Genomic DNA, 24,065 nt, shown 5'->3' on the forward strand with positions numbered 1-24,065 from the left:
GAATGTTATCTTCCTTCGCTGTTTTTGTATTCGATGCGCCTTTTCAATTCATTAATAACTGCCACTTCATTATGTTTAACATAGCTTTCGCGCTTTCTTGATTGCGGTTTATTGCCGTTTGCTTTACTGATAACCGGTTCCGTAGTATTTTTAGGAGGCTCGGGCACGATTAAATTGCTTTCTTTCAATACTCTTTCTTGTACAGCTTTAGACATGCTGATGGTATCTTTTAGGTATTTTTCAACCATCATACTTGCTATTGGCGCTGCATAGGTTGCACCATAGCCTACATTTTCTACGAAAACAGCAATGGCAATTTTTGGATTTACCCTTGGAGCAAAAGCAAAGAAAACGGAGTGGTGTTTACCGTGAGGGTTTTGAGCTGTACCGGTTTTTCCACACATTTCTATATCCGGGATTCGAATATTGGCATTATATTTAACGACGCGGCTCATTCCTTCTATAACCGGCTCAAAGTATTTCTGGTCGATGCCAACAGGTATTTTCTCAATAAACTCCTTCTTTACTACTTTTTTTTCTCCGATGGATTTTATCAGGTGCGGTCGAAAGTAATACCCTCGGTTGGCAACGATTGCCATGATATTGGCCATTTGTAAAGTGGTAATTTCAACCTCTCCTTGTCCAATGGAGTTTGAGATATTGTATCCTGAACCCCATTTATCGTTTCCATAACGTTTGGAATAGAAGTCGGCCGTCGGAAGAAGTCCCTTTTTCTCATTTGGAAGATCGACGCCCAATTCCTGGGCGACACCAAATTTCATGATAGCATCTCGCCAAAGTGAATAGGCTTTAGTTGACTTCATTTTTCGTTGATCAATCATTCTTGCATATACATGGCCAAAATAAGTATTGCAAGAGCCTTGAATAGCTGCAGGAAGATCGATCGTGCCATGAACGTGGGTACAGCGCATAAAGCCTCTACCTCCTCCATAACTGTAACCACCGGGACAATTCCATCGGGTATGCTCATCGATCATGCCTGCCTGTTGCGCTACGAGTGCACTTACAACCTTAAACACTGATCCTGGAGGATATTGAGCCTGAATGGGGCGAATGAACATAGGTTTATTGGGATCATTCAGCAACTTCATGTAATTATTACCCCGTTCCCTCCCCACCATTAGATTCGGATCGTAGCTTGGGGTACTGGCAAAGGCCAAAATTTCTCCTGTTGAGGGTTCTATGGCAACTACCGAGCCACGCTTATTCTTCATGAACTTTTCAGCAAGTTTTTGCAATTCTAAATCAAGAGAAGAGACAAGGCCTTCTCCTGCGACCGCGAGGGTGTCGTACTTTCCATCCATAAAGTGTCCCTTTGGACGATTAAAGGCGTCAACCATTAAATTCTGTACTCCGCGTTGGCCTCTTAATAGTTCTTCATAAGCACGCTCCACCCCGCTTACTCCGATGTAATCACCAGGACGGTAAAAGTTATTGGATCGCTCAATATCTTTTTCCGTAACTTCATTGATATAGCCCAGAAATTGAGCGGCAACCGAATCCGGATAGCTTCGTACCGTTCGATTTTGAACGTAGAATCCCCTGAATTGGAATAATTTCTCCTGTAGTCTGGCGTACGTTTGCGCTGATAATTGTTTTTCAAATATGGATGCACGATAGGGAGAAAAGTTGACAGCTTTTTGATAACGCTTATCAAAGCCTTCTTTGTCAATACCGATCAGCTCGCAAAGTGCCAAGGTGTCAAAAGGCTTGACCTCTCTTGGAGTGACCATTAGATCGTAAACCGGTTCGTTTTGAACCAATATTTTGCCATTTCGATCTAAAATAACGCCTCTAGCGGGATAGATAACAACTTTTCTTAATACGTTATTGTTTGCAGAGAGTATATACGAATCGTCGATGATTTGTAGATAAAAAAGTCGACAAGCCAATAAAAAGGCAGCTATTATAAAGATTCCTTGAACGACGTACTTTCTTTCAAAAAAACTGTTATTCATGTGCTAGTAGAATATTGGCTTTTCAATGAAGGATACACCATATTAGCGTCTACTTCTTTGATAGAAAAGTAAAGAAAAAAGTAAAATTAATAGTACCGTAAATATACAACTTAAAACAGCACGAACGAGTGTATAATGAAAGTTGCTGAAGGTGAACGCTTCCAATAGTGTTAAAACGAAATGATGCGAAAGAGACAATACGAGACAATAAATGAAAAACCATCTAAAAGACATCTCACTGATGCTAGGGGTGGCGAATGTTTCGTGATTTTCCAATTGAACGGTGATGCTGATAAAAGTTGTACGTAAGAAGGCGAGTGCTACACACGCTGCCGCGTTTACACCCAACGTGTCATAAAAGCCGTCTACAATAAGACCGGTAAAAAAACAGATAACAAATAATAACCATTTAGGCATACCCAAAGGCAACATGAGTAAGAAAAGAATATACGGATAGGGTGTAGCCAAATTGTAGTATCCCATGTTCTTGAAAAGGAATACCTGCATAGTTATTAAAACTATAAATCGGATGATATTTAACAGTAAAATCCTACTCATTTGTTGCTATCGTGTCTCCTTCTAATTGCCGTTTTTCGCTTGCGAACTGATCTTTGATGATATAAACATATTGCAGTGTATTAAAATCGTTATTCAGCTTCACCTCAATATCCAAAAAACTGTCACCGCTTTTGCCCGTTTTTATCACTCTTCCGATAGAAATACCGGGAGGAAATAAAGAATAGCCGGAAGTTACTACCTCTTCACCAGGGCGCACTTTTACATGATTGGGAATGTCTTTTAAAATTGCTTTGCGCGAATCGAAATTTTCTGTGCCCCAAACCAAAGAGCCGAATGCGTTACTATTCGCTAAACTAGCGCTTACTCTCGTGTCAGCATGTAGTAGCGACTGAATGGTAGCAAAATGAGGAGAGACATTCAACACAATCCCGACAATGCCATGTGAAGAAATTACGCCCATTCCTTTAACGATTCCTTCTTCGCTACCCCGATTGATCGTTAGGTAATTGTTCTTCTGATGGATGCTATTATTGATAACCCTGGCTACGATGTAGGTATATTGTGTTTGACCTAGTGAATCCAATACAGAATCTTGTTCAATCAACTTGCTGTATAATGAGCTTTTTAATTGACTTCGTAAGTACGCGTTCTCCTCGGATAAGTCTTTATTGGTTTGTTTTAAATTTAAATATTGCGTGAAATTATCAATCTTTTGATAGATACCACCAATTACGGTATTAGAGGAGTTTAATGCACTGGCCCGCTGAAAGCCGTTGTTTTTTACAATAAGTGCAACGGCGGCGCTGAAAAAAAGGATAAACAAAAAGAAGTTATTATACTTACTAATGAATATCCAAAGGTTGCGCATATGTTGTTTTGGAATTTATAATAAGATGGCGTACCAAAAATAAATGAATGTACGCCATAGATGATCGATGCTATTATTGCATTAAAAATTTATAACCGCCGATGTTTTTAAGCGCGATGCCCGTGCCGCGTACTACAGCTCTTAGTGGATCTTCTGCTACATGGACAGGTAATTTGGTTTTGGCCTGAACGCGCTTATCCAAACCTCGGAGTAAGGCGCCGCCCCCTGTTAAATAAATGCCGGTTTGGTAAATGTCTGCAGACAATTCCGGTGGTGTAATCTCTAAGGCCTTTAAAATAGCCTCTTCAATTTTAGAAATAGACTTGTCTAAGCAATGGGCAATTTCTGTATAGGACACGGTTATCTGCTTGGGGACTCCGGTCATTAAATCGCGACCTTGAACGGCAAAATCAGGAGGTGGGTCTTGTAATTCCGGAAGCGCGGCTCCGACTTCTATTTTGATCTTTTCGGCAGTTCGTTCTCCGATCATGATATTATGCTGTCTGCGAATATACTGTACAATATCTGAATCGAAGTTATCACCGGCAACCCGAATAGATTGATCGCATACGATCCCTGAAAGAGCTATGACGGCAATTTCTGTTGTACCACCACCGATATCAATAATCATATTGCCCATTGGCTCCTCTACATCGATGCCAATTCCGACTGCGGCAGCCATAGGTTCGTGAATTAAATATACCTCTTTAGCTCCGGCAATCTCGGCTGAATCCCTTACGGCTCGTTTCTCTACTTCGGTAATGCCCGAAGGGATACAGATCACCATTCTTAAGGATGGGAAAAACCAACCTTTACCGTTGTTGATCATTTTTATCATGCCTCTGATCATATATTCAGCAGCATTGAAATCGGCTATTACACCGTCTTTTAATGGTCTTACTGTCCGTATATTGTCGTGGGTCTTACCCTCCATTTGCATGGCTTGCCTACCGATAGCAATCACCTTGTTCGTGGTGCGATCGAAAGCCACAATACTGGGCTCATCTACTACCACCTTGTCATTATGTATTATTAGGGTATTTGCCGTACCTAAATCTATGGCAACTTCTTGAGTAAACCAGTTAAATAGCCCCATTCGCTAATCTTTTAAATGTTTCTTGAATATAGTCCGCAAAATTAAAACAAAAATATCACAATATGAACCCGATATGCTACAATAGCGAGAAAAAAAAACAACGGTTCGGAAAGCTCTATTGAGGGTTAGCGAACGAACAATTCGGGAATATTCAGTAATGGGTTATTGTAAGCTTCTACAACTTTTTTGTTATTTTACTATATTTACTTCATTAACGATCTAAACCCTATTTCATGACCAGATTTTTTTTATCGATCTGCCTTTTGTTTCAGTTTTTTTCGGGAACAGCAGAGGATTTTTCTTTTGGACTGATAAGCGATACAGAAAGAGCCGTAAAGAGCTATCAACTGGATAGTATCTCAAATGCTGTTGTTCTTAACGAATATGGAACAGCGATGTTTGTTTTTGATGATCAGCGCGGTGAGTTGAATATCGCTTTCACACACCATGTAAGGTTAAAAATATTTAATAAAGATGATCCTAGTCAGGCAAATATCCAGATTCCTTTGCGTATAAGCGACGATAAAGCAGAATATCTGGAAGATCTTAAAGCAGTAACCTATAATTTTCGCGATGGTAGAAAAACAGAAACTTGGTTGAATACTAAAAATACGTATCAAGAAGAGTTAAGCAAATATGTCAAATTAACGAAGTTTAGCATGCCCGATATTCAAGATGGTAGCATTATTGAATACAGTTATCGGATCATGTCTCCTTTGATATATAACTTTAGAACCTGGCGATTTCAGGCAGACATTCCTAAAATCAGAAGTGAATTTGAAGCGATTATACCTGCCACATATACATATAATGTTATCATGAGAGGGCCGTATAAATTGAAAGAGCAAAAGTCTTCCATACTTCGGGAGGGATTCCGCTTGCCCGGTTGGCCGATTGACTGTTCGCGGATGGTCTATATCATGGAGAATATTCCGGCTTTTATCGAAGAAGACTATATGACGGCAGCGTCTAATTTTAAATCGGCCATTTATTTTGAACTGGCTACTGTTTATTTACGAAATGGTTCTAAACATCATTATACAAAGGAATGGAAAAATGTGGATAGGGAGCTGTTGACTGATAGAAGCTTGGGAGCGCAGATAAAACAAGAAGCAATATTCGAAAAACTGTTGGCGAATATAATATCCGCTGACATAAATGATCTTGCAAAAGCGAAGGCTATTTATACCTACATAAAAAATCAAATTAAATGGAATGCCTATTATGGCGTTTTCAGTGAACTTGGAATAAAAAGGGCTTTAGAACGACATGAGGGAAACATAGCTGATATAAATCTTGCACTGGTTGCCGCTCTGTCGGCTGCCGGACTGGATGCCAATGCAGTTATCCTTTCGACCAGAGAGCATGGAATAGTAAATAAGCTTAACCCGGTTATTTCGGAATTCAATTATGTTATTAGCCAATTAAATGTCGACGGAGAAAGTTATTTATTAGATGCGTCTGATCCTTTTTTACCTTTTGGTATGCTGCCGTTGCGCTGCCTAAACGATCAAGGACGAGTGTTGCCATTGGACAAACCCTCATACTGGATTGATATTAAGTCCAATATGAAACGTCATACGAATTATGTACTAACCGGCGAGCTATCGGATGATGGGATTTTGAGAGGCAAAATAAAAGTAGCGAGTTTTAATTACGCGGCCTATCTTAAAAGAAAAGAGATCGCTAGTTATCCAAATATTGATCAGTTTATTGAAAAGAAAAAGGAAGAAAGTGTAGGAATGGAAATCGTCGAAGCTAACGTAGCAGGTATTGATTCCACGGATGTTGGACTGATAGAAAATTATCAGGTAACTATTAAATTGTTTGATAGCTTGCCATCCGAAAATGCTTATTTCAATCCGTTCATTTTGAATAAGATAAGCAAAAATCCATTCACTCTTTCCGAAAGGACTTATCCCGTGGATTTTGGAAATTCATCAGAAGAGAGTTATGAATTGGATATCGCCTTACCTACAGTTTATGATTTAGTCTCGAAGCCCGCGGATGTCAATATAGTGCTCGCTGAAAGAGGAGGGCAGTTTTTTAACCGCATAAAGTTGGAAAATAATCGTTTGCGTTGTGAGCAAGTGCTGCGATTCAACAAAATGATTTTTGCACCTGATGAATATTTGAGTTTAAAGGAGTTTTTTAGTCGAATTATTCAACTGGAAAAGACGGATATCGTTCTAAAAAAGCGTATTTAATAAGAAGATCTTTAAGAAACCTTGTTTATGTTAAACAGATACTATGCGTGCATACTGTTTTTATTTTCAGTTGTACAAAGCATCGCACAAGACCGTTTCCCTGTGGATGAGATCCCCCAAAAGTTGACGGAGCGGGCAAATGCCGTTGTAAGGGATCAACAATGGACGGTCAATATACGATCATCCGATGACGTTATTTTACATGTTAAGCAAGTACTGACAATCCTCAACAGGGCTGGTTTGGAACATGCGAGGCTAGCAATACTATACGATAAAAGCACACAGATTAAATCGATTAGCGGCATACTTCAGGATCATAGCGGTGAAGTAATAAAAAAAATAAGCGTAAAAGATTTCATAGACGAGAGTGCGGTTAGTCATTTTTCCTTGTTTGAAGATAATCGTGTTAAACATTTTCTTCCAAATGCAATGCAGTATCCTTTTACAGTAAGTTATGAGTATGAACTGAAATTAAAACAAAACCTTGTTATTCCCGATTGGGTTCCTAAACCTTCCCGGGACTTATCCATTGAGCAAAGCAGTTATACGTTACGCTGTGGGTTATCGGACGGAATCAATATAAAGGAAATCAATTTTGAAGGGCAGAAACTGGAAGAGAAGAATGATAAGCAAAGAATCTATACATGGACAGTTCGGGGTATTCCGGCAAGTAAAAATGAGCCTCTCTCACCACCGAAAGAAAAGTACCAAATACGAGTGAAGGTTGCGGCTGAACAGTTTTATTATTATAGCAAGAAGGGTGCGTATAGTAATTGGGAAGAGTTAGGTGGATGGGTTTTTACCAATTTGTTAGCTGAACGACAAAAACCAACTCCGCAAATGGTCGGAAAAGTTCACGCTTTAACAATGAATATTCATGATGATATTGACAAAGTGAGGGTTTTATATAGGTATCTTCAAGAAAAAATGAGGTATGTAAGTGTTCAAATCGGAATAGGAGGATTTCAGCCTATGGCAGCCAGTCAGGTGGAGCAGTTGGGGTATGGCGATTGTAAGGCACTGGTCAACTATATGCAATCTCTTTTATCCATTGTTAATATACCATCTTACTATTGTGTTGTTAACGCTGGCGATATAAAACGCGATATGGATGAAAACTTTGCCAGCATGGACCAAGGGAATCATGTGATATTAGCAGTGCCCCTAAAAAAGGACACAATATGGTTGGAATGTACAAGCCAAAAAACGCCCTTTGGTTTTCTCGGCAGTTTTACAGACGATAGGATCGTTTTCGCTTGCACCGAGAAAGGTGGGAAACTAATGCGTACACCAAAGGTGTCTACAGAGGAAAGTTTACAAAAGAGGCATGGGCAGTTTCGTTTAAGTGAAGGGGGAGATATCGACGGCTTATTGTCCACCTCTTTCTATGGTAATCAGTTCGATAACCAACTAGCTATGTTAGGACTTCCGTTACAGGAGCAGGATAAAAGGCTAAAAGAACTGTATGCGGTGGATAATATCACTTTTAAAGATATAAACTATAAAGAAGACAACAGACTTAGTCCGCAGCTAATCGAACAGTTAAGCATTGTAATCCAAAAATATGCCCCTAAAAGTGGGACGAGAATCTACTTAATTCCAAATGTTTTTAACCGTAAGTCGTCCATTCCGATAACTCATGAACGAAAGATGCCATTTTTTATAAATCGTGGGTATAGAGATGTCGATTCGTTGGTCTTTGCCTTGCCTGAAAGTTATGTTATTGATCTAAAGCCAGCTGATGTGCAGCTTGATACGGAATTTGGTTCGTTTTCAATGAAGCTATACTTAAAGGGAAACAATTTGGTATTCTACAGGCAGTTAATACTCAGGGAGGGGCTGTTTGCGCCTGAAAAATACGCTACATTTGCGCAGTTCATAAATACCATCTACCAGACAGATTTAAGTAAAGTGGTATTTCTGAGGCGCTTATAAAAAAGACTAGCAATTGTTAGGTGCTAGTCTTTTTATTGTTGAAGCATTAATGCTTTAATGTTTAAAGTGTCGGATACCGGTTGTTACCATTGATATCCCTTTTTTATTAGCCATGTCAATAGAGTCCTTGTCCTTGATCGATCCACCCGGTTGAAGTACAGTTGCAATACCTGCCTCTGCGGCTATTTCCACACAATCGGGGAAAGGGAAAAAGGCGTCGGAGGCCATAGCCGCTCCATGTAAATCAAAACCAAATGATTTAGCCTTGTCAATAGCCTGCTTTAATGCATCTACACGAGACGTCTGACCAACCCCGCTAGCCAAGAGTTGGTTGTTTTTTGCGAATACGATGGTATTCGATTTGGTATGCTTTACGATTTTATTGGCGAAAAACAAGTTTGCGTAATCTTCTTCGGAAGGCGCGCGGTCAGTTACTGTTGTCATCCCTTCTTTGTTTTCAATAACCAGGTCCTTGTCTTGCTCGATGATGCCATTTAAAAGACTCTTAAATTGATTTTTAGGCAAATCAATATCATTTCTTTGAAGTAGAATCCGATTTTTTCGGCTCACTAATATCCGAAGTGCCTCTTCCGTGAACGAAGGCGCTATCAGCACTTCGAAAAATAATTTATTGATTTCTTCCGCTGCGTCCTGTTCGATCGGGCGGTTGCAAATCAGTACGCCACCGAAAGCGGAAATAGGATCACACGCTAAAGCATCTTTCCAGGCAGCTAGTATATTGTTTCTGCTGGCTACACCACAAGCATTTGTATGCTTTAAAATAGCAAAGGTAGGTTCTTCAAATTCGTCTATCAAAGCAACAGCTGCATCGATATCTACTAAATTGTTATAAGACAGTTCTTTTCCGTTTAATTTCCTGAACAGCGCATCGAGATCTCCATAAAAAGCTCCCTTTTGATGCGGGTTCTCCCCATAGCGCAATACTGTCTTTTTCTGCTCACTGTATTTGAACACTTCTAAAGGTTCTTCTCTATTGAAGTAGTTAAAAATTGCCGTATCGTAATGAGAAGATATATTGAAAGCTTTTTTAGCGAATGATTTCCGTTGCGCTAAAGAAGTGTAACCCTCGTTTTCCTTTAATATCTCCGCTAGTTCTCGATAGTCGTTTTTAGAAGATATGATAACGACGTCATTATAATTTTTGGCGGCGGCGCGAATTAAAGAAATACCACCGATATCGATTTTTTCTATGATTTCCTCTTCTGTTGCACCTGATGCAACAGTTTCTTCAAATGGATATAAATCGACAATTACTAAATCGATCTCTGGAATTTCATAAGTTTCAAGGGCCTCCTTATCTTCTTTTAGAGACCTTCTGCTTAAGATACCTCCAAAAACCTTCGGGTGCAAGGTTTTTACCCGTCCTCCGAGGATGGAAGGGTATCCGGTTAAATCTTCTACCGGTGTGACCGGAATATTAAGGTCACGAATAAATTTTTCAGTTCCTCCGGTTGAGTAAAAGTGCACTCCATAACTATGTAATAGTTTAACGAGAGGCTCCAAATTGTCCTTATAGTAAACAGAAATTAATGCGTTTTTGATTTTAACGGGATGACTCATTATTGATGCTTTAAAAAATGCAAAGTTAGCATTTTATATTGATTAGTTGCGACTCTCTTCTGAGTGCTTCCGAAGGGACTGCCATCCCGGGGTTATAAGTTCAGTGCCTTAATGATTTCCTCTGTTTTTTTTTCGCCATCCCAATATTTTTTAAGTTTTTTATCACCCCCATAAACAAAAGTTGCGGGATATTGGGTCGGTTTAAATCTGCCAATAAACTCATAATTTTTGTCATGCAAGAGCGTCACGTTTTTTTTATTTCGTAGCTGCCCTCCGTACATGGACATAAAAGCATTGATTAAATTTTTTTCCTGCATGGCCACCATGTAGAGATTGATATTCTTTATGCTATTATAGTTTTTGCCAAGCGCCAAGACTTCTTGCTGACAATGGCTGCAGCCGGGATCGAAAAAGAGAATAACGATGTTTTTCCCGTTGGAAGCAAGATTATTACGGGTGAAAGGAGCATCCTTATCAACAGTATAGAAGGTGAACTCAGGGATTTCTTTTGGAACCTGGTTGGTTTTTTGAGCGCAGGCGCTTGCGAAACAGAAAACGAAAGCTACGATAAGGTTAGCAGCGCAGGAATGGATATTGCTTTTCATATATAATATTATAATAAATTCAATGACAGCGTCTGTTTACATTCAAAAGCTTATGGTGTATGTTGGACTTATTGATTGCACCCATACGAATACATACTAATTTGAAGGGTAAAAATAAGTATTATGGTGGAAACCCGTAGAAGGTTGAACCAATTTTACGCTGAGATGTTGACCAAAAACTAAATAAATGCTGTATAATAATTAACTTTGCGGCAAAATACTTAGATAAAATTTAGCGATCCTTCGCAATAAGTAGAATCGGCGAGATTGATCGGTAAAGCGCATCGTATAAAAACAAAATACTTTATGAAAAAACGCATAGCTATTTTCGCGTCCGGCTCCGGCTCTAATGCTCAAAAGATCATGGAGCATTTTAAGTATAGCCACGACGCGGAAGTTTCTTTAATATTGACTAATAATCCCGAAGCTTACGTATTACAACGTGCCGATAACTTTGAAGTTCCCTCTCACGTATTTGACCGTCACGAGTTCTATAATACCGATAATATAGTTGAGTTGTTAAACCGGATGCAAATAGATTTAATTGTTCTTGCCGGTTTCTTATGGTTAGTTCCGGAAAATCTACTTAAATCGTTTCCGAATAAAATTATTAATATACATCCTGCCCTACTACCTGCCTACGGTGGAAAGGGAATGTATGGAGATCGTGTACATAAGGCTGTATTGGAAAATAAGGAGGAGGAGTCGGGCATCACTATCCATTATGTAAACGAACGCTTTGATGAGGGCGAGATCATTTATCAAGCGCGTTTCAAAATAGAAAAAGATGACAATTTAGAAATGGTAAAATTTAAGGGACAACAGTTGGAGCATCAATATTTCCCTAAAGTTATTGAAAACCTCTTGAAAAGAGTTGAGGGGCATAAGATAACTGATTAATTAGTCTTTTTCCCCGTTAAGGTTTCTCTTGCTGATGTTTCGGGTAAATCAGCGATTCGTGATAAGGTTATTTATTATAGAAAAACCTATACTATCTACCGATTTTGCCGCGTTTGCAAGTACCACAACGGCAACTTTCTTGCCTGGAACGAAAGCTAAAAAGCTACTGCTTCCAAAGGTTCCCCCATTTTGCCAGAAAATTTCCTGAAAGTTTTCAATATTAATATGCCATGACAAGCCGAGATCCTGAGTTTCCGAAACCAGCCAAGACGGTTTATGTGTCAACGCAATGGCTTTACCTAGTACAGTATTCGGGATGTTTATGTTGCTTTCGGCAAATTTAAGCAAATCCCTTATTGTGGATTTTAACGATCCCGCTCCGCTCAGAGCCAAAAAATGCCAATGCGGAGTCAGTTCTCCCTTATTATTATAAGTCGGAATAAATTTCGGTAATTTATCTCCACTCGGAAATTCGGTTGTGTTTTCTAATTCCAATGGGTCACAGATCGTTTTTTCTATTAATTCATTGTACGAAGAATTCTTTTTATAAGCCAATAAGTCTCCGATAATCCCGTATCCAAGATTGCTGTATTCATAAACGGAATCGGGTTTGTTTATTTGGCTATAACTCTTAAGATAGGAAAATAACGCTTTACGATCGTAATCTTTATAGGGGTCTAAGGGTTCGCTTGGAACTATATTGTCCGGTAAGCGTGGTAAACCGGATGTATGGGTCGCTAAATTTTGAAAGGTGATCTTCTCGAGTTCTTTGTTTTGAGCGATACTATCCGGGAGATACTTAACAATTGGATCATTTAGGTGGATACTATCTGTCAACGTTGCATTTGCTAGAAGGGTGGCAGTAAAAGCTTTGCTGATGGATCCAATTTCAAATAAAGTTTCCTGATCAGGGAGTGTTTTATTACCTCGTGTGGTTTCGCCGTAATAATAGTAACCCGCTTTACCATTATGAATAATACCGATGGCTAGACCACAAGTACTGGGGTCGTTCGTATACTGAAGCGCAAGTGAATCGACTAAATTATCAATGGTGCTTTCCATTGTTTTTGATTCGTCTGCTAGCCTATGTCCTGTTGTATCCTCTATGGGATCTTCTTTTTTCACAGATGGTATTGTATCTCTTTCATTGACGGATTCCTCAAAGGGTTGGAAAAGGAATGTTTCTATTTTTTCATTAGAATCAACCCGCAAAATGAGCTTCAAGGTCTTTTTAGAAAAGACGAGTTTAAAATGCTCGAGGTCATTCTCATTTTTTATAAATGAAGAAGTTTCTATAGTACCTAGTGGGTAAAGTTGCTTAATTAGCAGCGAGTCGAGCTGGGCTTTCGACACGGTCGTCTTTGCGTGCTGGTTCCACTGTTGATAAATGGAGTCAGCCTGATGTTTGTTGAAATAGTTTTTGAATCTGTTTACTATTTTACTGCTGTTTTCTTCTTGGGCTGAGCACAGATGACAAACAAAAAGAAAGAAAATAGCGATCAGCGAATATCGAAACATTAATGGTGAGTTTGAAAATATTTTAAATGTCTAAAACCTGTTTGAGTCTTGAATAGCCTGATTTACTTACATTTACCTTCATGTTGTTGTTTAGTATTGCGATGTGGCTTTCCTTTTCAAAAGGTTCAAGTCGCACAATGCTATCCACGCGTACTATATAAGAACGATGAATTCTTACAAATATGTTAGGATCGAGCTCTTTTTCGAAAAAAGCCATTGTTTTATTCTTTAAATAGGCTCCTGTTGTGGTATGTAGGCGTACATAGTCATCATCCGCTTCCAGACAAATCAAACTATCGGTGTTGATTACGTTGATTTTACTGCCGGTTTTTACTACAATGCGTTCCAAAGAAGGGGAGGGGCTCATGGTCTCCAGCATCTTTTTTGTTTGCTCCTGTTCAGTTGTGCTCTTTAAATTACGTTGCTGGAGAAATTTATTCATGGCCTGATCGAAACGCGGCTTGCTGATTGGTTTAAGCAGATAATCTATTGCATATTTTTCAAATGCTTTAATTGCGTATTCATCAAAAGCTGTTGTAAAAATGACAGGCGGTTGCTGGTCAATCAGCTCAAGCATTTCAAAACCATTGATTTTTGGCATTTGGATATCCAAAAAAACCAAGTCTGGCTGATATTGCATAATCGCTTTTGCTCCTTCAAACCCATCATTACATTCTGCAACGATTTGTACTTCCTTATAGTCGGCTAAATATTCACTTATTATGCTTCGCGCAAGTGGTTCATCGTCTATCAAAACAGCTTTAATCATTGTTGTGGTATTTTTATATTGCTTGTAAAGATATGCGCTGTATGATGAGTTTGCAACAAATCTGTGCGTCCAAACAATAAAAATAATCTCCGCTGTACACCACGTAGTCCAAAACCAGTACCCTTATGGGGGTTGCTGCTTTCTTTATCAAAAGGGTTTTGAATGGCCACCAATAAGTGGTTTTCATCTTTTTTTGCCCAAATGGCAATTTTTACCTGGCCCGTAGTGTCATACAAACCATATTTAATGGCATTTTCTACGAGAGGCTGTAAAATCATAGCAGGTAAGAGGCATTCTTCGCAGTCCTCCATAAGTATATCCGTATCTAGCCGATGGCCAAAGCGGACTTTCTCTATTTCTAGATAGAGTTTCAAATGTTCAATCTCGTCTTTCAGCGGAATAAGTTGTTGATCGTCTTTTCGAAGAGTTCCACGCAAAAAGTCAGATAATTGAAAAGTCATGTTTCTTGCCTCTTCGGGTTTTCGTCCAATAAGCGCAATGATGGAATTTAAACTATTAAAAAGAAAATGCGGTTGAAGCTGCTGTCGGAGATTATAGAGTTCCGCTTCGCGAGCCAGTTTCTCAGCATCTGCTTTTCGCTGTTCATTTTCCTTTTGATCATGTAGTGTGTTCCAAAGCACCTGCATAATTGCTACCCATGCGATTATCAAGCTATTGGTGCAATAGCGTATAGGAAGGGATAAATCAAGGAACGCTAAATAAGATTTGTCGCTTATAATATATTGCATCACATAGCGATTGATGGTTAGGCTGATCGCGGCCAAGCATAATCCCCAAATTATAATGTAAAAATAACGTTCCTTGCGAGGCTGATAATAATTTAAATTATTAGCAATGATATAACACGCCGCTGCGATGGTTGTGGCGCTGATTAAACTGTCAAGGAGCGTGAGTTCAACGTTAAAATCAAACCAAAGCAATAAGCCGGTTTGTATAATAAGCGTACCTACCCAAACGGATACACAGCTGACTGCAATGAGCTTTTGCTTTGACGTGATGAGCGGGGTTGACGCCATTGGATAAATGCTTAAAATGATAATGATTAGATACTTTTGATTGTAATACCGCCAAAAATTGAGGTGCCTTTTATAATCAAATTCTTGCGATTATCTACAGCTACATTATTAATAAATCGCTTGTCTTCCACTCCTCCAAAAATAGCCGTCATTTCCGGGTTTACTTTCCAGTGAGCAGGAACGAGAATGGTTGTACCTCCGAAAATCTGTACGACTTCCAAAATGACAGGATGTTGAATATCTGCTTGGATTAAATTAATATCGGCTCCTCCCATGATATTGACGATGTCTCCGCCTTTGAAATTCTTTGAATAAATATTCTTTTTTACCTGTCCGAAGATAGAAACGGAGTCGATATAATCTTCGTTAACTTTGCTCGATGACTGTTCAGCCTGTTCATAAAATGCATCAGGTTCGGCTTTCGGGGCCGAACCTTCTTGATTTTCATCTTCTGTTGAAATATCCGCTTCGCTGCTCACCCTTCTATCCCAATCAAGATCAGATTGATGTGGTGGGCTGTAATTCGAGAAAGGGCTTGTTTCTTTTGATGGTTCTCCGTAAGGACCCTTTTGGGGGTCAACGGGAGGGGGAGAGGAAAAGCGGCCCCTGTTTCTGCCTGCAATTAGCCAACAACCAAGGAGTATGATAAAAGCGGGCCAAAAAAACCTACCAAGACTTACATCGAACATCCGTTCTGTTAGGAAGAAACAACCGATAAGAATCAATATAAAAGATGAGGGCTTTTTGAAGTTATTTCGGGCTCCCAGTACCAAGCCGATAACAATTAACCACATAGGCCACGAGAATAGCCAGTTAGGAAAATCGAATATAAAGCCAAGTGTTTTTGATAACATGGAAAAACCGATGATAATAATAATAAGTCCTACCCACACTCTGCCGGAGTTTGACCTATGTTGAGGAGCTTTATAGTTATTCATATGTATAGTATTTATTGATGATCGTATGAGAAAAATCATGTATATTGCTGTTCTCTGCATAACATAGATTGTTCATACTTTATCTTTTTTTTGTAAATATAAATGAATATTTCACTTTAGTTTCATCAGAACTTGGCGGATGCACACAGTTTGTCGGTAAAAGACCTAATTTTATCGGTAAATGAGAAGAGAGATTCTTGAAAGCTGTCAAAGATGCCATGGCTTGGTTTTTGCTCCAATCTTTGACTGTTAAGATACGCTAATATGAACAAAATATACTTTTTCTTACTTGCTATTCTATTAAGCATTCAAGCTGAGGCCTCTAACTATCCGGAGGTGCTGTTCGAAAACAGTTTGATGCCAAAGAGTTACTACTATTCACAGTCGTCCTTTGCCGGTAACAGTTGGATCAACCACATGAATGGCCATCTACCGGTAGTGGATAGTGTTTTTTTTACTCCGGGAAATTCGCTTATGTTGAATTATATTTCCGGAAATGAGGGTGAGTGGAAATCGGTTATCCACTATAGCAGCGATTATGGTCATTTACCCAAAAACAACGACTTATTGATTTTTAAGATTTTTGTTTCAAGTGCTACTGCGAAAACAGAATTACCTAATATACAACTCGCTCAAGGTGAAAATATCTCCGAAGAGGTTAAAATTCAATCTTTTATAAAGAACTATCAGGATAATGCGTGGTTGTCGGTTGAAATTCCTTTGAAAGGCATCGGGAATTTAGACAACCAAGCACCGATAAGCAGTATAATTTTTAAGCAGGGAACGAATATGGATGGCAAGGAACATCGGTTATTTATTGATCAAATTGAATTCTTGCCTACTAAAACCCCCGATATGAAGCTTACCGGCAAGGCTGTACTCTCATCTGTAGAGGCTCATGAAAGACACGTTGATATTATGTGGCAGTTACCCCTCACGCCCAGTATTCGCTACATCAAAATATACCGATCTGAAGATAACCAAAACTTTGTCCCGGTTGCCGTTAGACCAATCTCATTTAACAAGTATACTGACTTCGTTCCGCGCACAAATGTGTCTTATTATTACAAAATCGCTTGGGTTGATTATCAGTATCGGGAATCACCCTTTTCGGAAATTAAAACAGCTGAAACTAAATTGGCGGGAGATGAAGACCTGTTAAATTCAATTGAGAAATCGCATATCGCCTATTTCACAAATGAAACGGAGTTCAATAGCGGCATGCATAAAATTTCTCCGTTGGTTAGTGATGCCAGTATTTCTGTGAAAGGGACGGGGATTGGCATTTTGGCTCAAGTAATTGGTGTAGAACGAAAATTTATTCCGCGGCAACTACTGTTGGATCGTTTAAAGAAAATCGTTAAATTTTTGGGAAGGGCAACTACTTATCATGGCGCTTTTCCGGAATTGCTTAACGGGAGATCCGGTAAGCCTATCATGACTGATTCTTGTGAAATAGCGGCCAATATTGAGTCTACGGCTTATTTAATGCAAGGTTTGCTGGTTGCTCGAAATTATTTTGATAAGGAGAGTGCTGACGAGAGTGAATTGAGAGACGCTATTTCCTCTCTATGGAACGGGGTGGATTGGACGAAATTTGTGAAGGAAGGAAATGGCTATCATCTATACAGTGTCTGGTCTCCTGCCTGCTCATTTACTAAGTCGGCGCCAATAGGAGGGTACAACGGTAGCTTGATCGCTTATCTATTAGCAATCGCTTCACCAAGTCACGCAATTACTCCCGCCTCCTATAAGCTTGGATTTAAACAGCCACTGAAGTATGTTGGTCCTGCTATTGGTAGATTGTCGACCTCTGTTAGTGATACGTTACTTTTTGGGAAAAATGGGGAAAAACCCGAGCTTTATAATCGTGAATCATTCATGATCGACAGTACCTATTACGGAATCCGATTGGTGGCGGGATCCGTACAAACTTCACTGATCGAACAGCAACTGCCTTTTTTGGCTATCAATCCGAGGAGCCCTATTGATAGCACGGTCAATTATTTTGATAATCAATGTGATTTGTCAATGATTTACTATCGGGCAGCTTTGGACAGCGGTGAACAGTTTGTGAGCATAACAAATTTACTGTGGCCTTATGTTGGGAAGGATTCGGCTTTTGTAAATCGTTTTAATCCTTCCGCAGCCATTGCGACTTATCCATATACACCCACGATCGCTATGGAAGCGCTCAAAAATTATTACAGAAACTTGGGAAGTTTTTTATGGACAGAATATGGGTTTAGGGATGAATTTAATTTTAAAGATAACTGGGTTTCCGGAAATTTTGACCCTATTCACCAAGGAATTGTTCCCATTATGTTGGAAAATGCACGCACCGGTTTAATATGGAATCTTTTTATGAAGGATCCGGATATTAAATTGCTTGTTGAAAAGATACGATAATGATTACAGTAGCCTTCTATAGTCGTGTATAGAAGGCAATCTGCGCTATATGATTTAGCAGATTTGGTTGGGTATTTCTTTTCGAAAATTGATTCATATAGCCTATTTCTAAATCATATTTTGGTGAAAATCGATAGCCGAAAGCTGCATAGGCTCTGTTTTGATCAAATAGGCTCCCGTTAACATTATCCTTATTTTGAATGTTAAAGAACAATTCGTTTTGAAGTGCGAGGAACCATCCCTTATTAAAGGGTTGTTGTAAAGGGCTATTGATAGGAATAATTCCCCTAATAAAATATCTCGCCCTCTGAGTAAAAACGCTTTCATCAGGACGCTTTAAAAAACGTTGCTCAAGTCTGAATCGATGTTGAACAGGGATATTTAGAAGCCTACCGGTGATGATATATTGCTCCCAAATTCTGTGTTCCGTTAATCGCGGCTGATCACCTGTTAATTTGTGTGTCACAAGAGTCGTTGCATACCCCGCTGAAGCGGTTTGATTGGCGCTGACGTAATAATTCACTCCAGGCCGGATTAAGATAAGTGAGTTTTCGTTCCAGTTCTTCCCTGCCCGAAATTGAATATCGTTATTCATTCCCCACTTGGCATTGAATTTAATATTATTAAACCATGCGTACCAGTTTCCGAATTGATTGTCCTGTGCTTTAATTGATGTTTGGGGAATCAGAAGGCATATTATAGCCATCAAGCCAAAGAGTGTGTTAACGAATTTGGATGCTGTTCTTTTCATCGAATGGTTAGTGTTTATATAGTGATTTGAAGGGCTTAAAATAAGAAAAAATCAATAAAATTTATAATTTGCCAGCTAAAGCAAGTACTGTTATCAATTATAAGCATATGTCAAGTACTATTTCAAGGAAACGTTTAAGAGCTATTATTGGAGGGTCTATCGGTAATTTAGTTGAATGGTACGATTGGTACGCCTATTCTGCATTTACCATTTATTTTTCTGCTTCTTTTTTTCCAGGAGACAACCGTACCCTGCAACTTTTAAATACAGCAGCTATATTTGCTGTTGGATTTCTAATGAGGCCGCTAGGCGGATATGTATTTGGCTTTATCGGGGACCGGTTTGGTCGGAAAAAATCAATGACTTTATCTGTTTTATTAATGTCTCTCGGTTCATTGATTATTGCCTGTTCGCCTACCTATAACCAGATTGGCGTGATTGCTCCTATTGTGTTGTTAATTGCAAGATTATTGCAGGGGTTGAGTGTAGGTGGAGAATATGGTGTATCGGCTACTTACCTTTCCGAGATGGCTACACCCGATAGGCGTGGTTTCTATTCGAGCTTTCAATATGTAACACTCATTGGAGGACAGTTAATCGCCTTGGGAATCCAGTTACTTTTACAGAAGCTTTTACTGAGCGAAGAGGATCTGTTTATGTGGGGATGGCGGATACCGTTTTTTATCGGAGCAGTTTTGGCGGTGGTGGCCCTGTATTTGAGACAGCATCTGGATGAAACGAGAGCTTTTAAACAACAGGAACTACTACAGGAAAAAAAGGTTCTTTACAGCTATTAATACAGCACCCTAAGGAGATATTGACGGTCATTGGTTTGACGTTAGGGGGAACCTTGGCTTTTTATACTTACTCCACGTACATGCAAAAGTTTCTTGTTAATACCGTTGGGCTTGTTAATGCAGATGCTACTTTAATCACGTTTCTTGCTTTATTGATTTTCGCGGGACTGCAACCGATTTTCGGTTTACTATCGGATAAAATCGGAAGAAAACCCCTGTTACTCGCTTTCGGTGCGCTGGGAACTCTTTTTACGGTGCCTTTATTGAATGCTTTACAATATGTCGAAGATAAATGGCAGGCTTTTTGGTTGATACTGCTAGCATTGATAATAGTTAGTGGGTATACGAGCATAAATGCTATTGTCAAAGCAGAGCTCTTTCCGGCAAAAATTAGGGCCTTGGGAGTTGGTTTACCTTATGCGTTAACTGTTGCAGTGTTTGGCGGATCAGCAGAATACATTGCCTTATGGTTTAAAAATATAGGACACGAAAATTACTTTTATTGGTATATCACGATATGCATTGCCTGCTCGTTATTCGTATATCTGGGAATGCAAGACACAATGCGCCGATCTCAATTAAATAATGAGCCGAATGGTTGATACAGAAGCGCAATACCAACTCCATAGGAAGGATTGGCTCAGATGTTAACAAGTTTAAATATGAACAAAGCTTTTACAACACTATTCTTAGGACTACTTTTGTTTTGCCTCTCAAGCTGCGAGCACGATAAAGTCTGTAACATAATGGACTATATCTATATCTTTCCCGAGCAGACCATTGAAGAGGTAGCCTATATAAAGGTATATACCAATGAACGCGATTTTACGGAAGGACAACATGCCGTTGAACCTGATAGCCTGTCGAAGAGTCAACTGGTTTTACCCACGGACCAAACCTCGATTCCCTTCATCGATATTCGGTATGCTGATGGAACTAACAGCTGGTCAAATCAGGCTGAGCTGGGGCGTTTGGCCCAAAAGTCTATTGAAAGCGCCGGCTGTAAGGCAATTTTTTCATATGCTGACAATACAACGCTGAAAAATACGATTAATAGTTCGGCCGTCTATCTGCATTTAGCCCTTCAACAACTTAATCAGAATGGCGGAGAGAAAACTTGGTTGATTGACCGTATCTACGATGAGGATAAATTGGATGTAACAGAAAGACCGGAATGGCAGTGTGTAAAAGGGTTAAAATTCACATTTTATAAGGGTGGAAAAGGGGCAAAAGTGAAAATTGATGCTCCAGTGGCAGAAGGTGTGTGTGGCGTCTTTGAAGAGCTTTTCGGAGAGAAATCAGAAGTGTTTGCCACCTATTCGCTAGAAGGGTCAAATCAAAAAGAATTGAGAATTACGGTTCCTGCTGTATCGGATGCATTAAAAGAGCAGCTAACTTTTCAAGTTCTTGAATCAGACTACGATTCTCTCAACATAAGTTTAACGAATGGTAGCTCTCAAATAGGATATGCTACTCTCATTCCTTCCAATCATGATTAAATTAAGGGTGTCCTATATTCCTAGGCTAATGAAGTGTAGCTGGCTTTTACTCGTTCTACTGATTAGCAATGTGGTGCAAGCCCAAACGTTGCAAGACTATGAAATGCAGGTGCGAGATATTGAACGTTTTGGTAACAGTTATTTTGCAGCGTATACCAATTTATTTTCTTCTAATTTTGGTTTTTCCCTCAATCAGGGCTGGCAAGGCGGGGCTATACCGAAGCAGGCAGGTCATTTGTCTTTTAGTTTAGTAGGATCCACCGCTATTATTCCTATCAATGACGGGAATCGTTATATTCGCATGGATCAATTATATCAAAGCGCAAACATAATCGCTGCCCCTTTAACCCCTGGTATGTTCACAGATGCCAAAGGAGGTGCTATCAGTGTTTTTCTATTAGACCCTGCCACAAACAATAGATTAGTTAATCCAGTTACGGGTGATTATCTGAGCGCAAATTTCAATATGATTGATGGGATCGGCACCGGCGTAGGAGTCACTCCCTTCGTTATGCCGCAACTGAGTGTGGGGCTCGGAAAAAGTACCGAATTGTCTTTGAGAGTAATGCCGTTTGCGATAGGATTAAATGAGGGTAAAGTGGATGTATCTGCATGGGGCGGGGCTATCCGACATAATATTTCTCAATGGTTTACTGACGATGAAGATCCTAACTTTACCGTTAACTTACTGCTTTCATATATGCGAAACAAGACGAGTTTTACACCGAACGGAGAACGTTTTTTAACCTTTAATAATGACTATTTTAGTACAGCGGGCACTTCCTTGGAGTTATCACATCACACTAAAACACAACAGGCTTTAGCTTTTTTTAACTATCGAGTAAACTCTTTTGTAGAGATTTATGGACATGGGGGAGTCGTTCATCAAACAAGTGATTTGGGAACTAATGGTGTTTTCAAACTGAAAATAAATGATGCGTATGTCCGGGATGTGGTGGAAGAAACAGGCTATGAATATAGAGACCTATTTAAATCGAGTATTAATGAAACCGTAGCAGCGGGTGGCTTTGGCCTTTTGCTAGGGAGCGGTTTTGTTAAAGCAGAGGTTCAATATACCTATGCCAATACACATATTGCGTCTTTAGCGTTGAGGGCCACCCTACTAAAAGGAGACTAAGAAATAAGCTGTTTTTACTGCATTGCCATCTAATATAAATAGGAGAGGAATTAAAAGTGAAAGAATGTTGAAAATCGCTTTTAATTTAACGGATTAATGTTTACCTTTGTTGTCCCAAATTTTGACAATAGAAAGGGGGTATAAAGAGCATGATTATCGTAAATGTAAAAGATGGCGAATCGTTAGATAAAGCCTTGAAGCGTTTTAAGAAAAAATTTGAAAAAACTGGAGTGTTAAGAGAGCTTCGTGCGCGCCAAGCATACGAAAAAAAATCTGTTACCCGCCGTACTCAAATTAAAAAAGCGATCTACAAACAATCATTGAACCAAGATACGGTTTAGAAAGTAGATGTCAATTATATAGGCCGTTCACAACAAGGTTCTGTGAACGGCTTTTTTGTTTAGTTTTCATCCCATCCTATACGATCTTCCTGAGGCCAGTGTGCGGTTTCTTGGTCTGCCAATTCCAGAAGTTCAAAAAATGTGTCCATATGAGCGGTGAAAGCTCGTAGTTCATGGTAATACCAGGGAGTGCCATTTGCAAATAAATGCTCGAGATATCCCATATAAATTCTCCGGAAATTTCGGCTAAGAAATTTAGGATGAAAAGATTCAAAATAGGACAGGAGTTCCTTTTCAAGTGTTTCTGTAAACATGACGGGCCCATATGAATGATTTCCATTGCTCTCTTCCAGATGACTCCAAAATTTTTCGAGATATTGTATCAGGTTATTGGTGAAGGTGTCGTCATCTAAAGACGGTACTTCTTGAATTGGGTTGGGTAAAGTGATTCCGTTGATTTGCGCAGTAGGGTTTAGGTTTGTTTCCTGATCACCTTTTGTTTGGATATCATCGGTTGATTTGTTGTATTTAAAGTTTAGATCTGCAATTAAGAAAATTGCTTCGACTGCTTTTTCCAGGTATTCGTAAATCGCAACAGATTCATACAATAATTCGGTACCATCGAAGATACTTTCGTTGGTATAAGCATACGTTAGCAGGTCATCCAAAATTTCTCGCCACTCATTGAGGTTACGATATAAAAAGAATTCTTCCAAAAAAAATCCGATATCGTTTATTTCCCGATTTTCCAGCTTCCTGAAATGTGCAGCGCCGCTATTTATTCTTTTTTCAATATCGATACGGTCTGTTGCCCAAGATGATTTTTGGTAAAGGGGATGGGTGTCCGGAATTCTTAGCTGAGGTATAGGTTGATGATACAGTACCCATAGCACCTCAATGACTGAAATTAGTTGTCGACAGTTATAAGCATAGTCTTCAGAATTGACATAAAACTTTCCGTTGAAATCTGATTTTCTTGTTGTAGCGGCATGAAGAAAAAAAAGGATGTCTTTCCTGAAAGTTTCCACCTCTGTTTCAAAATAGCAGAAGTTTTCGATAAAAGATAAGGGAGTTTGGATAGCATCTTCCGTTAGGTAACGAAAGTTGCTTGTTCGGATTGCTTCGTGAAGATTTTCCATAAATTAAAGTTTAAAAAAATTGTATTGATGGTTATTCAT

General features: G+C 39.3%; 21 protein-coding genes. 9 read left to right on the forward strand and 12 right to left on the reverse strand.

The window, feature by feature from the left end:
- Positions 1–5: 5 nt before the first annotated feature.
- The 4 genes from mrdA to E0E36_RS16525 all read right to left on the reverse strand — a co-directional run bounded on the left by mrdA (position 6) and on the right by E0E36_RS16525 (position 4,462).
- On the reverse strand, positions 6–1,979 hold the full coding sequence (gene mrdA, locus E0E36_RS16510) for a penicillin-binding protein 2 (RefSeq protein ID WP_130856873.1): 1,974 nt from the start codon (positions 1,977–1,979) through the stop codon (positions 6–8).
- Positions 1,980–2,021: 42 nt separating this feature from the next.
- On the reverse strand, positions 2,022–2,462 hold the full coding sequence (locus tag E0E36_RS16515; RefSeq protein WP_242627275.1) for a rod shape-determining protein MreD: 441 nt from the start codon (positions 2,460–2,462) through the stop codon (positions 2,022–2,024).
- 67 nt (positions 2,463–2,529) lie between these two features.
- A complete protein-coding gene (gene mreC / locus E0E36_RS16520; RefSeq protein ID WP_130856874.1) occupies positions 2,530–3,366 on the reverse strand; it encodes a rod shape-determining protein MreC in 837 nt (278 codons plus the stop codon).
- Positions 3,367–3,439: 73 nt separating this feature from the next.
- A complete protein-coding gene (locus tag E0E36_RS16525; protein WP_013665654.1) occupies positions 3,440–4,462 on the reverse strand; it encodes a rod shape-determining protein in 1,023 nt (340 codons plus the stop codon).
- A 233-nt stretch (positions 4,463–4,695) separates the two neighbouring features.
- Between E0E36_RS16525 and E0E36_RS16530 the strand changes: the two genes are divergently transcribed.
- Positions 4,696–6,669 carry a DUF3857 domain-containing protein gene (locus E0E36_RS16530; protein WP_130856875.1) on the forward strand — a complete coding sequence of 658 codons (1,974 nt, stop codon included), beginning with the start codon at positions 4,696–4,698 and terminating at the stop codon, positions 6,667–6,669.
- A 27-nt stretch (positions 6,670–6,696) separates the two neighbouring features.
- On the forward strand, positions 6,697–8,604 hold the full coding sequence (locus E0E36_RS16535; RefSeq protein WP_130856876.1) for a DUF3857 domain-containing protein: 1,908 nt from the start codon (positions 6,697–6,699) through the stop codon (positions 8,602–8,604).
- Between the two features lie 54 nt (positions 8,605–8,658).
- On the opposite strand, the gene purH is transcribed toward E0E36_RS16535, so the two are convergent.
- Both purH and E0E36_RS16545 read right to left on the reverse strand, forming a co-directional pair.
- Positions 8,659–10,185 (reverse strand): bifunctional phosphoribosylaminoimidazolecarboxamide formyltransferase/IMP cyclohydrolase, encoded by a 1,527-nt coding sequence (gene purH / locus E0E36_RS16540; RefSeq protein ID WP_130856877.1) that lies wholly within the window; start codon positions 10,183–10,185, stop codon positions 8,659–8,661.
- 92 nt (positions 10,186–10,277) lie between these two features.
- Positions 10,278–10,790, reverse strand: a complete 513-nt coding sequence (locus E0E36_RS16545; RefSeq protein ID WP_013665658.1) for a peroxiredoxin family protein — start codon at positions 10,788–10,790, stop codon at positions 10,278–10,280.
- Between the two features lie 306 nt (positions 10,791–11,096).
- On the opposite strand from E0E36_RS16545, the gene purN reads away from it, so the two are divergent.
- Positions 11,097–11,690 (forward strand): phosphoribosylglycinamide formyltransferase, encoded by a 594-nt coding sequence (purN, locus tag E0E36_RS16550; protein ID WP_130856878.1) that lies wholly within the window; start codon positions 11,097–11,099, stop codon positions 11,688–11,690.
- Between the two features lie 48 nt (positions 11,691–11,738).
- Here purN and E0E36_RS16555 read toward each other — a convergent pair whose 3' ends face one another.
- The 4 genes from E0E36_RS16555 to E0E36_RS16570 are packed head-to-tail and all read right to left on the reverse strand — an operon-like array spanning position 11,739 to position 15,952.
- Positions 11,739–13,208, reverse strand: coding sequence for a serine hydrolase domain-containing protein (locus tag E0E36_RS16555; RefSeq protein WP_130856879.1), 1,470 nt, complete (start codon positions 13,206–13,208; stop codon positions 11,739–11,741).
- 22 nt (positions 13,209–13,230) lie between these two features.
- A complete protein-coding gene (locus E0E36_RS16560; RefSeq protein ID WP_013665661.1) occupies positions 13,231–13,977 on the reverse strand; it encodes a LytR/AlgR family response regulator transcription factor in 747 nt (248 codons plus the stop codon).
- Positions 13,974–15,014, reverse strand: a complete 1,041-nt coding sequence (locus E0E36_RS16565; RefSeq protein WP_130856880.1) for a sensor histidine kinase — start codon at positions 15,012–15,014, stop codon at positions 13,974–13,976. The genes E0E36_RS16560 and E0E36_RS16565 overlap by 4 nt, the downstream gene beginning before the upstream one ends.
- A gap of 26 nt (positions 15,015–15,040) precedes the next feature.
- The gene (locus E0E36_RS16570; RefSeq protein ID WP_165447018.1) at positions 15,041–15,952 is read right to left on the reverse strand and encodes a LiaF transmembrane domain-containing protein; all 912 of its coding nucleotides are present in this window, start codon (positions 15,950–15,952) and stop codon (positions 15,041–15,043) included.
- Between the two features lie 264 nt (positions 15,953–16,216).
- Here E0E36_RS16570 and E0E36_RS16575 point away from each other — a divergent pair, with 264 nt between their 5' ends.
- Positions 16,217–18,361 (forward strand): glucoamylase family protein, encoded by a 2,145-nt coding sequence (locus E0E36_RS16575; RefSeq protein ID WP_130856882.1) that lies wholly within the window; start codon positions 16,217–16,219, stop codon positions 18,359–18,361.
- 16 nt (positions 18,362–18,377) lie between these two features.
- Here E0E36_RS16575 and E0E36_RS16580 read toward each other — a convergent pair whose 3' ends face one another.
- Positions 18,378–19,112, reverse strand: coding sequence for a DUF2490 domain-containing protein (locus tag E0E36_RS16580; protein ID WP_130856883.1), 735 nt, complete (start codon positions 19,110–19,112; stop codon positions 18,378–18,380).
- Between the two features lie 107 nt (positions 19,113–19,219).
- On the opposite strand from E0E36_RS16580, the gene E0E36_RS28190 reads away from it, so the two are divergent.
- The 5 genes from E0E36_RS28190 to rpsU all read left to right on the forward strand — a co-directional run bounded on the left by E0E36_RS28190 (position 19,220) and on the right by rpsU (position 22,887).
- The gene (locus E0E36_RS28190) at positions 19,220–19,909 is read left to right on the forward strand and encodes an MFS transporter (protein ID WP_256377658.1); all 690 of its coding nucleotides are present in this window, start codon (positions 19,220–19,222) and stop codon (positions 19,907–19,909) included.
- Positions 19,910–19,944: 35 nt separating this feature from the next.
- Complete coding sequence (locus E0E36_RS28195) at positions 19,945–20,511, forward strand: MFS transporter (RefSeq protein WP_256377673.1); 567 nt, start codon at positions 19,945–19,947, stop codon at positions 20,509–20,511.
- 144 nt (positions 20,512–20,655) lie between these two features.
- Entirely contained in the window at positions 20,656–21,408 is a 753-nt protein-coding gene (locus tag E0E36_RS16590; RefSeq protein WP_130856885.1) for a hypothetical protein, read from the forward strand.
- A gap of 28 nt (positions 21,409–21,436) precedes the next feature.
- Positions 21,437–22,546 carry a DUF6588 family protein gene (locus E0E36_RS16595; protein ID WP_130856886.1) on the forward strand — a complete coding sequence of 370 codons (1,110 nt, stop codon included), beginning with the start codon at positions 21,437–21,439 and terminating at the stop codon, positions 22,544–22,546.
- Between the two features lie 149 nt (positions 22,547–22,695).
- Positions 22,696–22,887, forward strand: a complete 192-nt coding sequence (gene rpsU, locus E0E36_RS16600; RefSeq protein WP_013665669.1) for a 30S ribosomal protein S21 — start codon at positions 22,696–22,698, stop codon at positions 22,885–22,887.
- 59 nt (positions 22,888–22,946) lie between these two features.
- Here rpsU and E0E36_RS16605 read toward each other — a convergent pair whose 3' ends face one another.
- A complete protein-coding gene (locus E0E36_RS16605; RefSeq protein WP_130856887.1) occupies positions 22,947–24,026 on the reverse strand; it encodes a hypothetical protein in 1,080 nt (359 codons plus the stop codon).
- Between the last annotated feature and the right edge of the window lie 39 nt (positions 24,027–24,065).

The sequence above is a fragment of the Olivibacter jilunii genome (assembly GCF_900607235.1).
In the GTDB taxonomy this organism is placed as follows: Bacteria; Bacteroidota; Bacteroidia; order Sphingobacteriales; family Sphingobacteriaceae; genus Olivibacter; species Olivibacter oleidegradans.

Coding starts and splice junctions, on each gene's coding strand:
- E0E36_RS16565 (WP_130856880.1), bottom strand. CDS start 15,014: ATGGCGTCAACCCCGCTCATCACGTCAAAGCAAAAGCTCATTGCAGTC.
- E0E36_RS16560 (WP_013665661.1), bottom strand. CDS start 13,977: ATGATTAAAGCTGTTTTGATAGACGATGAACCACTTGCGCGAAGCATA.
- purN (WP_130856878.1), top strand. CDS start 11,097: ATGAAAAAACGCATAGCTATTTTCGCGTCCGGCTCCGGCTCTAATGCT.
- E0E36_RS16595 (WP_130856886.1), top strand. CDS start 21,437: ATGAAGTGTAGCTGGCTTTTACTCGTTCTACTGATTAGCAATGTGGTG.
- mreC (WP_130856874.1), bottom strand. CDS start 3,366: ATGCGCAACCTTTGGATATTCATTAGTAAGTATAATAACTTCTTTTTG.
- E0E36_RS16525 (WP_013665654.1), bottom strand. CDS start 4,462: ATGGGGCTATTTAACTGGTTTACTCAAGAAGTTGCCATAGATTTAGGT.
- E0E36_RS16515 (WP_242627275.1), bottom strand. CDS start 2,462: ATGGGATACTACAATTTGGCTACACCCTATCCGTATATTCTTTTCTTA.
- mrdA (WP_130856873.1), bottom strand. CDS start 1,979: ATGAATAACAGTTTTTTTGAAAGAAAGTACGTCGTTCAAGGAATCTTT.
- E0E36_RS16570 (WP_165447018.1), bottom strand. CDS start 15,952: ATGAATAACTATAAAGCTCCTCAACATAGGTCAAACTCCGGCAGAGTG.
- E0E36_RS16580 (WP_130856883.1), bottom strand. CDS start 19,112: ATGAAAAGAACAGCATCCAAATTCGTTAACACACTCTTTGGCTTGATG.
- E0E36_RS16590 (WP_130856885.1), top strand. CDS start 20,656: ATGGACTATATCTATATCTTTCCCGAGCAGACCATTGAAGAGGTAGCC.
- rpsU (WP_013665669.1), top strand. CDS start 22,696: ATGATTATCGTAAATGTAAAAGATGGCGAATCGTTAGATAAAGCCTTG.
- E0E36_RS16545 (WP_013665658.1), bottom strand. CDS start 10,790: ATGAAAAGCAATATCCATTCCTGCGCTGCTAACCTTATCGTAGCTTTC.
- E0E36_RS16530 (WP_130856875.1), top strand. CDS start 4,696: ATGACCAGATTTTTTTTATCGATCTGCCTTTTGTTTCAGTTTTTTTCG.
- E0E36_RS16535 (WP_130856876.1), top strand. CDS start 6,697: ATGTTAAACAGATACTATGCGTGCATACTGTTTTTATTTTCAGTTGTA.
- E0E36_RS16575 (WP_130856882.1), top strand. CDS start 16,217: ATGAACAAAATATACTTTTTCTTACTTGCTATTCTATTAAGCATTCAA.
- E0E36_RS16555 (WP_130856879.1), bottom strand. CDS start 13,208: ATGTTTCGATATTCGCTGATCGCTATTTTCTTTCTTTTTGTTTGTCAT.
- purH (WP_130856877.1), bottom strand. CDS start 10,185: ATGAGTCATCCCGTTAAAATCAAAAACGCATTAATTTCTGTTTACTAT.
- E0E36_RS16605 (WP_130856887.1), bottom strand. CDS start 24,026: ATGGAAAATCTTCACGAAGCAATCCGAACAAGCAACTTTCGTTACCTA.
- E0E36_RS28190 (WP_256377658.1), top strand. CDS start 19,220: ATGTCAAGTACTATTTCAAGGAAACGTTTAAGAGCTATTATTGGAGGG.